We start from the raw sequence: 13,588 nt of genomic DNA, 5'->3' as shown, positions 1-13,588 counted from the left end.
TATATGCCTTTAAGATTATTTATCCATAATTCACATGAATGTTATTTAGGTAACTAAAACGATATTCATTGATTATCTGGATTAGCCCGATGTGAAAGCATCGGGCTTTTTTTATGACAAAAAAATGCCCGGACGAGCCGGGCAGTGGCGTTAGTCGCTGGCTGATTTTTCGGCTTTCCCGGCCAGCTGTGCCAGGAAGTCATACCGTTTTTGCAGATCGGCAGCGGCGTCTTTCCAGAGTTGTTCCGCCACCTCAGGCTGTTGCGCATTGAGGCGACGGAAGCGCTGCTCCTGCATCAGCGTCTCTGCCAGCGCATCTGACGGCGGACGCGAATCCAGCGCCAGCGGTAATTTCCCCTCGTCCGAACGGCGCGGATCGAACCGGTACAGCGGCCAGAAGCCGGTCGCCGTCAGTTGACGCATCTGATCGTGGCTGAGCGCCAGATCGTAGCCATGCTCTTCGCACGGGCTGTAGGCAATGATCAGCGATGGGCCGGGATAGGCTTCTGCTTCCTGAATCGCTTTCACCGTCTGGTTAAGCTGCGCGCCGAGCGAGATTTGCGCGACGTAAACGTGGCCGTACATCATCATACTCACGCCGAGATCCTTGCGTGCTTTGCGCTTACCGTGTTCACCAAATTTCGTGACGGCGCCCAGCGGTGTGGCTTTCGACGCCTGCCCACCCGTATTGGAATAACACTGCGTATCCAGCACCAGGATGTTGACGTTCTCGGTGAGGCTCAGGACGTGATCCAGCCCGCCAAAGCCGATGTCGTAAGCCCAGCCGTCGCCGCCAATCAACCAGATGGATTTTTCGACCAGCGCGTCAGCGTCGGTCAGCAACTGCTCTGCACCCGCGACCCCCTGAAGGGCGTGACGCAACGCTGCCACCTGCTCGCGACGCACGTCGGGTGTCGCTTCGGCGTGAAGCGCGGCATTCAGTTCGGCAGGAATTTGCCCGGCGAACTGCTCCAGCAAGCGCATCACTCGCGCGCGGTGTTGATCAACGGTGAGGCGGAAGCCCAGGCCAAACTCGGCGTTATCCTCAAATAGTGAGTTTGCCCAGGCCGGACCGCGACCCTTTTCATCGGTGGTATAAGGCGTAGAGGGCAAATTACCGCCGTAGATGGACGAGCAGCCGGTGGCGTTAGCAATCAACATCCGGTCGCCATACAACTGAGTAAGCAGCTTGATATACGGCGTTTCACCGCAGCCGGAACAGGCACCAGAGTATTCGAACAGCGGCGTGATGAGCTGCGAAGTCCGAATATCAATCCGTTCCAGTTTGCTGCGATCGATTTCCGGCAGATTCAGGAAGAAGTCATAGTTCTCTTTCTCTTCTTCAACGTGCTCCAGGCGCGACATCATGTTGATTGCTTTAATGTCCGGGTTCTGCCTGTCTTTCGCCGGGCAGACCTCAACGCAGAGGTTACAGCCGGTGCAATCCTCCGGCGCGACCTGCAGAACGTATTTCTGTCCGCGCATATCGCGGGATTTTACATCCAGCGAGTGCAGGCTGGCCGGTGCGTCTTCCATCGCTTCCGGTGACACGACCTTGGCACGAATGGCTGAGTGCGGGCAGGCCGCGACGCAGTGGTTGCATTGCGTGCATAGCTCTTCTTTCCAGATCGGGATTTCTTCGGCGATATTGCGCTTTTCCCAGCGCGTGGTACCCATCGGCCAGGTTCCATCAGGCGGCAGCGCGGAGACGGGCAGGGCGTCACCCAGCCCGGCCAGCATGGCTGCCGTTACGGTCTTAACGAAATCAGGCGCCGCATCAGAGACCACCGGAGGACGGTTCGGACTGGCGTCATTCACCGGCTGCAGCGGCACCTCGGACAGCGACTCGCGCGCCAGCGCCAGCGCCTGCCAGTTACGCTCTACCAGCTCCTGTCCCTTGCTGCTGTAGCTTTTGGCGATCGCGCCCTGCAACTCTACCAGTGCGCTGTCGCCCGGCAGGATTTGGGTCAGATGGAAGAAGGCCATCTGCATCACGGTATTGATACGTGCAGCCAGGCCACATTCGCGGGCAATTTTTGCCGCGTTGACCACATAGAATCGGGCTTTTTTCTGGTTCAGGACCGTCTGCACTTCCTGCGGCAGACGCGCCCAGACCTCATCCGCGCTATACGGCGTATTGAGGAGGAAAATACCGCCTGGCTTCAGGCGCTCCGCCATCTGGTATTTGTCGATAAACTGCAGCTGGTGGCAGCCAACAAAGTCGGCCTGAGAAATCAGGTAGGCCGAGCGGATAGGGTGCTCGCTGACGCGCAGGTGGGAAACGGTCAGGCCACCCGCTTTTTTGGAGTCGTAAACGAAGTAGCCTTGTGCGTACCACGGGGTCGAGTTACCGATGATCTTGATGTTATTTTTGGTCGCCGAGACGCTGCCATCGCTGCCCAGGCCGTAAAACAGTGCCTCAAGTTTGGCGGTTGAAGGCAGCGTATTTTCCGGCAACGGCAGGGACAGGTTCGTGACATCATCATAGATACCCACCGTGAAGCGCGGTTTGGGTTTTGCTTCCCGCAGTTCATTAAATACCGCCAGCACGCAATCCGGCCCGAATTCTTTGGAGGATAAGCCATAGCGACCGCCGATCACCCGCGGAAGTGTTTCACGCTCGCCCTGGTTAAAGGCTTCTGCCAGGGCGGTCATGACGTCCAGGTAAAGCGGTTCAGCGTGCGCCCCAGGCTCTTTGGTTCGGTCGAGCACCGCCACCGTACGCGCGCTTTCCGGCAGGGCAGAGAGCAGATGTTTGGCCGAGAACGGGCGATACAGACGCACTTTAAGTACGCCGACCTTTTCTCCACGGGTCAGCAGCTCGTCAACCACCTCTTCACAGGTGCCGATGGCGGAACCCATTAGCACAATCACGCGTTCTGCCTGCGGATGGCCGTAGTATTCGAACGGCTTGTACGTGCGCCCGGTCGCGGCGGCAAAATCATTCATTGCCTGCTCGACGTGGTCATAAACCGCGTTGTACCACGGGTTCGTAGCTTCACGGGACTGGAAATAGGTGTCCGGATTGGCTGATGTCCCGCGAATTACCGGGTGTTCCGGGTTAAGGGCACGGGCGCGATGCGCGTCGATTTCCGCCTGCGGCAAAAGATTCAGGATAGTATCGTCCGCCAGCGGGACGATTTTGTTGATTTCGTGAGACGTGCGGAAACCATCAAAGAAGTGGATAAACGGAACGCGGCTTTTAAGCGTGGCGATATGCGAAATCAACGCAAAATCTTGTGCTTCCTGAACGCTGCTGGCGCAAAGCATGGCGCAGCCTGTCTGACGCACGGCCATCACGTCGGAGTGATCGCCAAAGATGGAGAGCGCATGGGTCGCAACGGTACGTGCGGCGACGTGCAGGACGAAGGGGGTCAGCTGGCCGGCGAGTTTGTACAGCGTCGGGATCATCAACAACAATCCCTGTGAGGAGGTAAACGACGTGGAGAGCGCGCCTGTCTGCAGCGCACCATGAACCGTAGCGATCGCTCCCGCTTCAGACTGCATTTCAACCACTCTCGGGACATCACCCCAGACGTTTTTTACCCCGTTTCCCGCCCAGGCATCCGCCTGTTCCGCCATGGTCGAGCTTGGCGTAATCGGGTAGATGGCGATAACTTCGCTGGTGCGAAACGCGACTGAGGCAACTGCACCATTACCGTCAATAGTTTGCATAGGACGACACCCTTACATTGCGCAAAAAAGAGGGCCTGTCATAAGACGACAAGCCTTGAATATTATCTCTTTAGTCTAGCAAACAGGGGGTTTTACGATTTTCGCTTTTGTGTCCTCGATATTCTTGTCATCAATGAGTAGATCAACTAAAGGGTAAAAAAATTGCGAGAAATTGTTTCAGTAGCGCATAAATACGCACATCCGCTCTCGACGACACGGGAGGTGATGCCTATTATGCATAGGTTTCGCATTATTTAAGGGGGAGAGAGCATGCGTTCAGCATTTTTGATTGGGTGTGCCGCATTATTATTGTCGGCATGTAGCAGTGAGCCTGTTCAGCAGGCGACGGCGGCTCACGTAGCGCCGGGAATGAGAGCGTCAATGTCCAGCTCAGGACAAGCCAACTGTGCCATGATTGGCGGCTCGCTGTCGGTTGCCCGCCAGCTTGATGGTTCAGCTATTGGGATGTGCGCGTTGCCAAACGGCAAACGCTGCAGTGAACAGTCGCTTGCCGTTGGCAGCTGCGGTAATTACTGATCAGTCAACACGTTTAAACATCAGCGTTTTGTCGGCGGTCGCCAGCGTTAACTGGTCTTCCGTCAGGTCGACCTGCGCCCCTTTGCGCAGCATGTCGCCGAGGGTGTGATCCAGTTCGTTAAGCTGCGGTTCAGTACAGAGTTTGCGCGTCATTGCCAGCGTTTTCACTGTCAGCTCACCTTCGGACAATTTCCCCTGTCCGTTGAAGCGGTTACACATCGTGCCAGACACGCTGATGTTATCTACCAGGTTCAGAGCGGGCAGCGCGTTAAAACTGATCTCAGGTGGTGATGTCATGCCCTTCACGGCTTTGCCATCCACATTTTCCAGTACAAAACGATGGTTCTTCAGCTGCTCTGGCTGAACGGACGCTTTGCCCGGATTAACGCAGCCGGTCAGGACAAGACTGATAACACTTAACGCAATGAGCTTTTTCATTTTTGTTCTCAAATAATAAATACTGTGAATCTTTTACCAGTGTAACGATACGCTGACGTGCGTTAATGGGGTTTATCTGAAAGTGCGGGGAGAGCCGGGCAACGCAGCGTTTGCCCGGAATGACGATTAATGAGATTTAAACCCGGCTGCCGCCATCAATATGCGAAAGAGCATACTGACCGCAGCCAGCGCCAGTACGCTGCCGCCCCAGATAATGGCCAGCCACAACACTCTTTTCCAGACCGGTTGTTGCATCAGTGATAACCCTCCCCATGCTGAACTTTGCCGCGAAATACGTAGTAACTCCAGAAGGTGTAGACCAGAATGACGGGGATGATCAACAGTGCACCCACCAGCATAAAGCCCTGGCTTTGCGTTGGCGCAGCGGCCTGCCACAAGGTGATGGATGGCGGAATAATATGCGGCCAGATGCTGATCCCAAGCCCGCTAAAACCAAGGAATATTAGCCCTAACGTCAGGATAAACGGACGGTTATGGCTGTCAGGATTATTCAGGCAGCGCCACTGATACAGGCTAAAAATCACGACCAGCGCAGGAACCGGCAGCAGATAAAACAGATTCGGCAGCGTAAACCAGCGTGCGGCAATGGCCGGGTGGGCAAGCGGCGTCCAGAGGCTGATCGCCGCAATAAATGCCAGCAGGATAATCAGTAACGTTTTGGATAACGCCCGCATCCTTTGCTGCAGCGCATTTTCGCTTTTCATTACCAGCCATGTCGATCCCAGCAACGCGTAGGCCACCATCAGACCCGCACCGCAGAACAGGTTAAATGCGGTAAACCAGTCAAACGGACCACCCGTATACGTTCGGCCTGTCACGGTAAAACCGTTAATGACGGCGCCCACCGTCACGCCCTGGGTAAACGTTGCCAGAATGGAACCGCCAATAAACGCTTTATCCCAGAAGGGGCGGTGGGCGGGCGTGGCTTTAAAACGAAACTCGAATGCCACCCCGCGGAAAATAAGTCCGATCAGCATTAATGTCAGCGGAATGGTGAGGGCATCAACGATCACCGCATACGCCAGCGGGAATGCGCCGAACAGGGCGGCGCCGCCAAGCACCAGCCAGGTCTCATTGCCGTCCCATACCGGCGCGACGCTGTTGACCATCACATCACGATCGTCAGCGTTTGGCGTTGCGGGGAACAACATCCCGATCCCCAGATCAAAGCCGTCCATGACGATATACATCAGCGTGGCAAAGACGATGATCACAAACCAGATAATGGAAAGATCGATACCCATTACGGCTGCTCCTTATGTTCAGTAGTGACTGCTGAAAGCGGGCGTGCAGGACGTCCATCGGACGCGGTGGCGAAAGATTCGTGTGGCTGCGGGCCTTTTTTGATGAGGCGAACCATATAGCTGTAGCCGACGCCAAACACCGAGGTGTAGACGACGAAGAAGGCCAGCAAACTCACGCTCATATGCAGATCGCCGTGGGCTGATACCGCATCCTTCGTTCGCTGGAGTCCATAGACCACCCACGGCTGGCGGCCCACTTCGGTGGTGACCCAGCCTGCCAGAATCGCAATCAGCCCGGAAGGGCCCATTAACAGGGCAAACCACAGGAACGGGCGGGATGAATAAACGCGTTTTTTGTAGCGCAACCAGAGCGCCATCACCCCAAGCAGCAACATCAGCATGCCTAAGCCCGCCATGATGCGGAATGACCAGAAGACGATGGTCGAGTTAGGGCGATCTTCTTTCGGGAACTCCTTAAGGGCTGGGACCTGTTTATCCAGGCTGTGCGTCAGGATAAGACTTCCCAGCGCCGGGATCTCCAGACCAAAGCGGGTGCGCTCTTGCTCCATGTCAGGCCAGCCAAACAGCAGCAACGGGGTCGGCTCACCCGGTGGGTTTTCCCAGTGGCCCTCAATGGCGGCAATTTTGGCGGGCTGATGCTTTAAAGTATTCAACCCATGCATATCACCAACCATAGCCTGGAGGGGAGCGACAATCAGCGTCATCCACAGTGCCATTGAAAACATTGCGCGGATGGCAGGATTATTATTCCCGCGCAGCAAATGCCATGCTGCGGATGCACCAACAAACAGGGCGCTACTGAGGAACGCGGCGATCGACATATGCAGCAGGCGGTAAGGGAAGGAGGGGTTGAACACCACAGCGAACCAGTCCACCGGCACCACCTGGCCGTTGACAATCTCATAGCCCTGCGGGGTCTGCATCCAGCTATTCGAAGAGAGGATCCAGAAGGTGGAGATAATAGTCCCCAGCGCCACCATGCAGGTGGAGAAGAAGTGCAGTCCCGGTCCGACTTTCTTCCAGCCGAACAGCATCACGCCGAGGAAACCGGCCTCAAGGAAGAAGGCGGTAAGCACTTCGTAGGTCAGGAGTGGGCCGGTAATACTGCCCGCAAACTGTGAAAAGCCGCTCCAGTTGGTGCCAAACTGGTAGGCCATGACCAGGCCGGAGACTACGCCCATGCCAAAGTTAACGGCAAAAATCTTCGACCAGAAATGGTAAAGCGAGCGCCAGACCGGATTTTTTGTTTTCAGCCATAATCCTTCGAGCACGGCAAGATAGCTTGCCAGGCCGATGGTGATTGCCGGGAAAATAATGTGAAAGGATACGGTAAAGGCAAACTGTATCCGCGCAAGGTGAAAAGCATCCAAACCAAACATGCACAGCCTCAATGTCAAACGGTGTGTTGTTATGGTATAGGCGCAGAGATCCGACTATCAGACGCAGAACAGCGAATTTTAACCATAACAGTTTGATTCAGACTCCCGCTTTTACAAACTGATATAGATTACCGTTACGGAATAAAAAAATTATTTTTATGAATTTTACGCATCAATCCGCTTGCTTTGCCGTCAGCAACATGCGTTAATGGATTTCTGGTTTTGAGTCCAAAAAAATATCTGACGTAGTTTTATAAAGCAGTTCTCATCACGTTGTGCCTCTCCGCAGCCTCTCTTGGGTCTTTATCTACATTCCGATTCGTTTTGTTTAAAACCAATATTGCCCAATCGGCCCATTAGTAATTTACGTTTTTACGTTAACAGGAGAATCCTATGACTTCTTATATCCATTTCCGCTGCCCATGCTGTCATGGCTCGCAGTACCGCACTTCAGTCTTTGATGTGTCTGAGAAAAACCCATTCGGCGCAAAATGCATTTTTTGCAAATCGTCGATGATCACGCTCGACCACCTCGCTGCTGCGCGTTCCGCGATGAATCACACCACCGAGTACCGTAAGTAATCTACCCGGTTTTTCATAACAGTTAGCAAAATCTTCTCTTTTTCTCCTGCTGATATACACTGTCGGCAATAAGGAGAATCTGATGAAAAAATACCAGCGTCTGGCGCAACAAATTATCTCGCAAATTGAGCTTGGCGTATGGCTGCCGGGCGATAAACTGCCTTCCCTGCGAGAGCAGGTGGCGAGCAGCGGCATGAGTTTCATGACCGTTGGCCACGCGTATCAGATGCTGGAAAGTCAGGGACGCATTGTCGCCAGGCCACAATCGGGCTATTACGTTGCCTCCCGCCCGACCACGCACCAGCCTGTGCCGCCTGCCCAGGTGATGCGTGACGAAGCGGTGGATATCAACACCTATATCTTCGATGTCCTTCAGGCCAGCCGCGATCCGTCTGTCGTTCCTTTCGCATCCGCCTTTCCCGATCCCCGGCTTTTCCCGCTTCAGCAGCTCAACCGCTCGCTGGCTAACGTCAGCAAAACGGCGACTGCGATGAGCGTGATTGAAAACCTGCCGCCGGGTAACGCTGAACTCCGCCACGCCATTGCGCGCCGCTATGCGCAGCAGGGGATGAACATCTCGCCGGACGAAATTGTCATTACCGCAGGTGCGCTCGAAGCGCTGAACCTGAGTTTGCAGGCGGTGACGGAGCCTGGCGACTGGGTGATTGTCGAAAACCCCTGCTTTTATGGCGCGCTGCAGGCGCTGGAACGCCTGAAGCTCAAAGCGTTGTCGGTCGCCACGGACGTCCGGGAGGGGATAGACCTGAACGCCCTTGAACAGGCGCTGAATGACTATCCGGTAAAAGCCTGCTGGCTGATGACCAACGGCCAGAATCCGCTTGGTTTTACGCTAAGTGCAGAGAAAAAAGCCCGTCTGGTCGCCCTCCTGACAAAGCATAACGTCACCCTGATTGAGGACGATGTATACAGCGAGCTCTATTTCGGCCGCGAAAAACCGCTTCCGGCAAAAGCCTGGGATCGGGACGACATGACGCTTCACTGCTCCTCTTTTTCAAAATGTCTGGTGGCAGGATTCCGTATCGGCTGGGTGGCGGCCGGAAAACATGCGCGACGCATTCAGCAGTTGCAACTGATGAGCACGTTATCGACCAGCTCCCCTATGCAGCTGGCACTGGTGGACTACCTGGCGACTAAACGCTACGACGCCCATCTTCGCCGCCTGCGACGAACGCTCGCTGAGCGAAAACAGCAAGCCTGGCAGTCACTGCTGCGCCATATGCCCGCCGGGGTCAAAATTCACCATAACGACAGCGGCTACTTTTTATGGCTGGAGCTTCCGGCACAGCTGGATGCCGGGCTGCTAAGTGAAAAGGCCTTAACGCACCATATCAGCATTGCGCCAGGAAAAATGTTTTCCACCTCTGACGCATGGACACCGTTCTTCCGTTTTAATACCTCCTGGGCGTGGGGAGAGCGAGAAGAGCAGGCGGTGATTCAGTTAGGAAAATTAATTAGCACGATGTTGAAATAATCTTTTTCCCCTTATTTAAATAAACATTTCTTATCCTGATGACGGCGCTACGAATATTTCGCAGTGCCCGGTCATAGGAAATCTGCATACTGCCTCGCGCCGCTAACCCCTTGTCTATAATCCAGTTAACGGGGAATGCGCCCTCGGTCACACCTTGATGAAATTTCCTGAAGCCAAACGGTGCGGCGCATTTGCGCGGTCTACGTTTAATAAGGGAGATATTTTTACGGCACGGCTGCCGCTAAATTTCATTGCGACAGGAGTAATTCTTATGAGCAAAAAATTTGCCCGCAGCAGCCTGTGCGCGCTCGGCATGACTATCATGACAGCGCACGCCGCAGAACCACCTAAGGCGATGGGTGACGGGGAAGGTCGTCTTGATATTATTGCCTGGCCGGGCTATATCGAGCGTGGGCAGACCGATAAAAACTATGACTGGGTCACCCAGTTTGAAAAAGGGACCGGTTGTGCCGTTAACGTGAAAACGGCGGCCACGTCAGATGAAATGGTCAGCCTGATGGCGAAAGGGGGATACGATCTGGTCACCGCGTCAGGCGATGCATCGCTTCGCCTGATCATGGGCAAACGCGTTCAGCCGATAAATCCCGAACTCATCCCAAACTGGAAAACCCTCGACACGCGCATTGTGAAGGGGGAATGGTTTAACGTGGGCGGCAAGGTCTACGGTACACCCTATCAGTGGGGGCCTAACCTGCTGATGTACAACACCAAAACCTTCCCGACGCCACCGGACAGCTGGAGTGTGGTCTTTACCAAACAGGATCTGCCGGACGGTAAAACCAATCAGGGTCGCGTGCAGGCATATGACGGGCCAATTTATATCGCCGATGCGGCGCTGTTCGTCAAAGCCACCCAGCCACAGCTGGGCATCAGCGATCCCTACCAGCTCACCGAAGAACAATATGCCGCGGTGCTGAAAGTGCTTCGCGACCAGCATGCCCTGATCCACCGCTACTGGCATGACACTACCGTCCAGATGAGCGACTTCAAAAATGAAGGCGTTGTGGCTTCCAGCGCCTGGCCATATCAGGCAAATGCGCTTAAGGCTGAGAACCAGCCCATCGCCACCGTCTTCCCGAAAGAAGGGGTAACCGGCTGGGCGGATACCACCATGCTCCACGCCCAGGCAAAACACCCGATGTGCGCCTACAAATGGATGAACTGGTCGCTGACGCCAAAAGTGCAGGGCGATCTGGCGGCATGGTTCGGCTCACTGCCCGTCGTGCCTGAAGGGTGTAAAGCCAGTACGCTGCTGGGTGATAAAGGTTGTGAAACAAACGGTTATAACGAATTCGACAAAATCCTGTTCTGGAAAACCCCGACCGCTCAAGGTGGCAAATTCGTGCCGTACAGCCGCTGGACGCAGGATTACATCGCCATCATGGGTGGACGATAATCGCCCGGGAGCAGAACATGACGTACGCAGTAGAATTTAACAATGTTTCCCGGCTGTATGGCGATGTGCGGGCGGTGGACGGGGTGACCATTGCCATTCGCGACGGGGAGTTTTTCTCCATGCTGGGGCCTTCGGGCTCCGGCAAAACTACCTGCCTGCGCCTGATAGCGGGTTTTGAACAGCTGTCAGGCGGCACGATTTCTATTTTCGGCAAAGAGGCGAGCGCGCTACCGCCATGGGAGCGGGATGTAAATACCGTCTTTCAGGATTATGCGCTGTTCCCGCATATGTCGATCCTCGATAATGTCGCCTACGGGCTGATGGTGAAAGGCGTCGACAAGAAGAAACGCCATGCCCAGGCGCGTGATGCTCTGGAAAAAGTGGGGCTGAGCTTTGCCATCGCCCGCAAACCTTCGCAACTTTCCGGCGGCCAGCGCCAGCGTGTCGCCATCGCCCGGGCGCTGGTCAATGAACCGCGCGTCCTGCTGCTGGACGAACCGCTGGGCGCGCTCGATCTCAAACTGCGCGAACAGATGCAATTCGAGCTGAAGAAACTTCAGCAGGAACTCGGCATTACCTTTATTTTCGTCACCCACGATCAGGGCGAAGCGCTCTCCATGTCGGACCGGGTGGCGGTATTCAATAACGGACGCATCGAGCAGGTGGATACCCCGCGCGATCTCTATATGCGTCCGCGCACGCCGTTTGTCGCCGGTTTTGTAGGTACGTCCAACGTCTTTGATGCAGCGCTTGCGCAGAAAATTTGCGGCATGGAAGGTATCTATTCCCTGCGCCCGGAACATATTCGCCTGAACGAGGGCGGTGAGGTTCAGGTTCAGGGTATCGTGCAGGCCGTTCAGTATCAGGGAGCCGCCACGCGCCTGGAACTGAAGCTTGCCGAGGGGGCCAAACTGCTGGTCAGCCAGGCCAACCTCAGCGATGTCTCGCTGCTGAGCGGCATTGCGCCGGGGCAGGCGGTGATGGCCTCGTGGTCACGCGAGGCGATGATTCGCCTGCATGAGGAAAGGTGAAATGGATATGAGTGTCGCTCATCCTCCCGCACCGCACGGCCGCTTGAGCCGCATGACGGCACTGTTCTGGCGTAAGCCGTCGCTCGGCCTGTTCCTGCTGCTGCTTGCCCCGCTGATGTGGTTTGGCATCGTCTATTTCGGATCGTTGCTGACCCTGCTGTGGCAGGGATTTTACACCTTTGACGACTTCACCATGGCGGTCACGCCGGACCTGACGCTGGCGAATATTCAGGCGCTCTTCAATCCGGCAAACTACGACATCATCCTGCGCACCTTAACGATGGCGATCGCGGTCACTTTGGCCAGCGCCATTCTGGCATTCCCGATGGCCTGGTATATGGCGCGTTACACCCGCGGCAAGTGGAAAGCGTTCTTCTATATCGCCGTGATGCTGCCGATGTGGGCGAGCTACATTGTCAAAGCCTACGCCTGGACGTTGTTGCTGGCGAAGGATGGTGTAGCGCAATGGTTTCTCAGTCATATGGGGCTGGAACCGATCCTCACCTCACTTCTTACGCTCCCGGCGATAGGCGGTAACACGTTATCCACCTCCGGGCTGGGGCGCTTTCTGGTCTTTGTCTATATCTGGCTGCCGTTTATGATCCTGCCCGTGCAGGCCGCGCTGGAACGTCTGCCAGCGTCGTTACTGCAGGCTTCAGCCGACCTCGGCGCGCGCCCCCGCCAGACCTTTCGCTATGTTGTATTGCCGCTGGCGATCCCGGGAATTGCCGCGGGTTCGATATTTACCTTTTCCCTGACGCTGGGGGATTTCATCGTCCCGCAGCTGGTGGGGCCGCCGGGCTATTTCATCGGTAACATGGTCTACGCTCAGCAGGGCGCTATCGGCAATATGCCCATGGCGGCTGCGTTTACGCTGGTTCCCATTGTGCTGATTTCGCTTTATCTGGCGTTCGTGAAACGTCTGGGAGCATTCGATGCACTCTGAACGCGCACCGTTGTTCCTGAAAGTGGCGGCATGGGGAGGCGTCATCTTTCTGCACTTCCCGCTGCTGATTATCGCGATCTACGCCTTTAATACTGAAGATGCTGCCTTCAGCTTCCCGCCGCAGGGGCTGACGCTCAAGTGGTTTAGCGTGGCGGCGGGGCGTGGCGATATCATTGAATCCGTGACGTTGTCACTTCAGATTGCCGCGCTCTCCACCGCCATTGCCCTGGTGCTTGGTACGCTTGCTGCAGCGGCGCTGTGGCGAAGCGACTTTTTTGGCAAAAACGCCATTTCACTGTTGCTGCTGTTGCCCATTGCCTTACCGGGAATCATTACCGGTCTGGCGCTGCTGACCGCATTTAAAACGATCAACCTTGAACCGGGTTTTTTCACCATCGTTGTCGGGCACGCCACATTCTGCGTGGTGGTGGTGTTCAACAACGTCATTGCCCGGTTCAGACGCACCTCCTGGAGTCTGGTGGAGGCGTCAATGGATCTCGGGGCCGACGGGTGGCAAACCTTCCGCTATGTGGTGTTGCCCAATCTGGGTTCAGCACTTCTGGCGGGCGGAATGCTGGCCTTTGCCCTGTCGTTTGACGAAATCATCGTCACAACCTTTACGGCGGGACACGAGCGCACGTTACCGCTGTGGTTGCTCAATCAGCTCGGCCGTCCTCGCGACGTGCCGGTCACCAACGTTGTTGCACTGTTGGTCATGCTGGTGACAACTTTCCCCATTCTGGGTGCCTGGTGGCTAACCCGCGATGGCGAGAACATCGCCGGCAGCGGGAAATAACATTGATTT

At 55.5% G+C, this 13,588-nt stretch carries 12 protein-coding genes; 7 read left to right on the top strand and 5 right to left on the bottom strand.

All coding sequences use genetic code 11. From position 1 onward, the window contains the following. Positions 1-150 precede the first annotated feature (150 nt). Positions 151-3,675: a pyruvate:ferredoxin (flavodoxin) oxidoreductase gene (gene nifJ, locus L3068_RS12435; protein WP_117580253.1), complete on the bottom strand. Its 3,525-nt coding sequence runs from the start codon at positions 3,673-3,675 to the stop codon at positions 151-153. Positions 3,676-3,945: 270 nt separating this feature from the next. Between nifJ and L3068_RS12430 the strand changes: the two genes are divergently transcribed. Beyond that, positions 3,946-4,212 (top strand): putative hemolysin, encoded by a 267-nt coding sequence (locus L3068_RS12430; RefSeq protein ID WP_023330510.1) that lies wholly within the window; start codon positions 3,946-3,948, stop codon positions 4,210-4,212. Here L3068_RS12430 and hslJ read toward each other — a convergent pair whose 3' ends face one another. The 4 genes from hslJ to L3068_RS12410 all read right to left on the bottom strand — a co-directional run bounded on the left by hslJ (position 4,213) and on the right by L3068_RS12410 (position 7,315). Continuing rightward, a complete protein-coding gene (hslJ, locus tag L3068_RS12425) occupies positions 4,213-4,650 on the bottom strand; it encodes a heat shock protein HslJ (RefSeq protein WP_117580251.1) in 438 nt (145 codons plus the stop codon). A gap of 126 nt (positions 4,651-4,776) precedes the next feature. After that, positions 4,777-4,905 carry a DUF2474 domain-containing protein gene (locus L3068_RS12420; RefSeq protein ID WP_117580250.1) on the bottom strand — a complete coding sequence of 43 codons (129 nt, stop codon included), beginning with the start codon at positions 4,903-4,905 and terminating at the stop codon, positions 4,777-4,779. Then, entirely contained in the window at positions 4,905-5,915 is a 1,011-nt protein-coding gene (cydB, locus tag L3068_RS12415) for a cytochrome d ubiquinol oxidase subunit II (protein ID WP_023330508.1), read from the bottom strand. The genes L3068_RS12420 and cydB overlap by 1 nt, the downstream gene beginning before the upstream one ends. Next, positions 5,915-7,315 (bottom strand): cytochrome ubiquinol oxidase subunit I, encoded by a 1,401-nt coding sequence (locus tag L3068_RS12410; RefSeq protein ID WP_014883967.1) that lies wholly within the window; start codon positions 7,313-7,315, stop codon positions 5,915-5,917. The genes cydB and L3068_RS12410 overlap by 1 nt, the downstream gene beginning before the upstream one ends. 393 nt (positions 7,316-7,708) lie before the next feature. On the opposite strand from L3068_RS12410, the gene ymcF reads away from it, so the two are divergent. The 6 genes from ymcF to L3068_RS12380 all read left to right on the top strand — a co-directional run bounded on the left by ymcF (position 7,709) and on the right by L3068_RS12380 (position 13,579). Then, positions 7,709-7,897 (top strand): cold shock small protein YmcF, encoded by a 189-nt coding sequence (ymcF, locus tag L3068_RS12405; protein WP_023330507.1) that lies wholly within the window; start codon positions 7,709-7,711, stop codon positions 7,895-7,897. Positions 7,898-7,979: 82 nt separating this feature from the next. Then, positions 7,980-9,389: an aminotransferase-like domain-containing protein gene (locus L3068_RS12400; RefSeq protein WP_032636344.1), complete on the top strand. Its 1,410-nt coding sequence runs from the start codon at positions 7,980-7,982 to the stop codon at positions 9,387-9,389. Between the two features lie 271 nt (positions 9,390-9,660). Beyond that, complete coding sequence (gene ydcS / locus L3068_RS12395; RefSeq protein WP_214602753.1) at positions 9,661-10,806, top strand: putative ABC transporter substrate-binding protein YdcS; 1,146 nt, start codon at positions 9,661-9,663, stop codon at positions 10,804-10,806. A 17-nt stretch (positions 10,807-10,823) separates the two neighbouring features. After that, positions 10,824-11,837, top strand: coding sequence for an ABC transporter ATP-binding protein (locus L3068_RS12390; RefSeq protein ID WP_014883960.1), 1,014 nt, complete (start codon positions 10,824-10,826; stop codon positions 11,835-11,837). 1 nt (position 11,838) lies between these two features. Then, positions 11,839-12,783 (top strand): ABC transporter permease, encoded by a 945-nt coding sequence (locus L3068_RS12385; protein ID WP_032636346.1) that lies wholly within the window; start codon positions 11,839-11,841, stop codon positions 12,781-12,783. Then, the gene (locus L3068_RS12380; protein WP_045135193.1) at positions 12,773-13,579 is read left to right on the top strand and encodes an ABC transporter permease; all 807 of its coding nucleotides are present in this window, start codon (positions 12,773-12,775) and stop codon (positions 13,577-13,579) included. Before L3068_RS12385 ends, L3068_RS12380 begins: the two co-directional genes overlap by 11 nt. Positions 13,580-13,588: the final 9 nt, after the last annotated feature.

Origin of the sequence: Enterobacter cloacae complex sp. ECL414, from assembly GCF_021869685.1 — a bacterium.
GTDB classification, from domain to species: Bacteria; Pseudomonadota; Gammaproteobacteria; order Enterobacterales; family Enterobacteriaceae; genus Enterobacter; species Enterobacter kobei.
The sequence above is the reverse complement of the archived record's forward strand: the minus strand, read 5'-3'. Positions and strand labels throughout refer to the sequence as shown.

Excerpts from the sequence above, each read along its gene's own strand:
- nifJ (WP_117580253.1), bottom strand. The coding sequence starts at position 3,675 with ATGCAAACTATTGACGGTAATGGTGCAGTTGCCTCAGTCGCGTTTCGC.
- L3068_RS12430 (WP_023330510.1), top strand. The coding sequence starts at position 3,946 with ATGCGTTCAGCATTTTTGATTGGGTGTGCCGCATTATTATTGTCGGCA.
- hslJ (WP_117580251.1), bottom strand. The coding sequence starts at position 4,650 with ATGAAAAAGCTCATTGCGTTAAGTGTTATCAGTCTTGTCCTGACCGGC.
- L3068_RS12420 (WP_117580250.1), bottom strand. The coding sequence starts at position 4,905 with ATGCAACAACCGGTCTGGAAAAGAGTGTTGTGGCTGGCCATTATCTGG.
- cydB (WP_023330508.1), bottom strand. The coding sequence starts at position 5,915 with ATGGGTATCGATCTTTCCATTATCTGGTTTGTGATCATCGTCTTTGCC.
- L3068_RS12410 (WP_014883967.1), bottom strand. The coding sequence starts at position 7,315 with ATGTTTGGTTTGGATGCTTTTCACCTTGCGCGGATACAGTTTGCCTTT.
- ymcF (WP_023330507.1), top strand. The coding sequence starts at position 7,709 with ATGACTTCTTATATCCATTTCCGCTGCCCATGCTGTCATGGCTCGCAG.
- L3068_RS12400 (WP_032636344.1), top strand. The coding sequence starts at position 7,980 with ATGAAAAAATACCAGCGTCTGGCGCAACAAATTATCTCGCAAATTGAG.
- ydcS (WP_214602753.1), top strand. The coding sequence starts at position 9,661 with ATGAGCAAAAAATTTGCCCGCAGCAGCCTGTGCGCGCTCGGCATGACT.
- L3068_RS12390 (WP_014883960.1), top strand. The coding sequence starts at position 10,824 with ATGACGTACGCAGTAGAATTTAACAATGTTTCCCGGCTGTATGGCGAT.
- L3068_RS12385 (WP_032636346.1), top strand. The coding sequence starts at position 11,839 with ATGGATATGAGTGTCGCTCATCCTCCCGCACCGCACGGCCGCTTGAGC.
- L3068_RS12380 (WP_045135193.1), top strand. The coding sequence starts at position 12,773 with ATGCACTCTGAACGCGCACCGTTGTTCCTGAAAGTGGCGGCATGGGGA.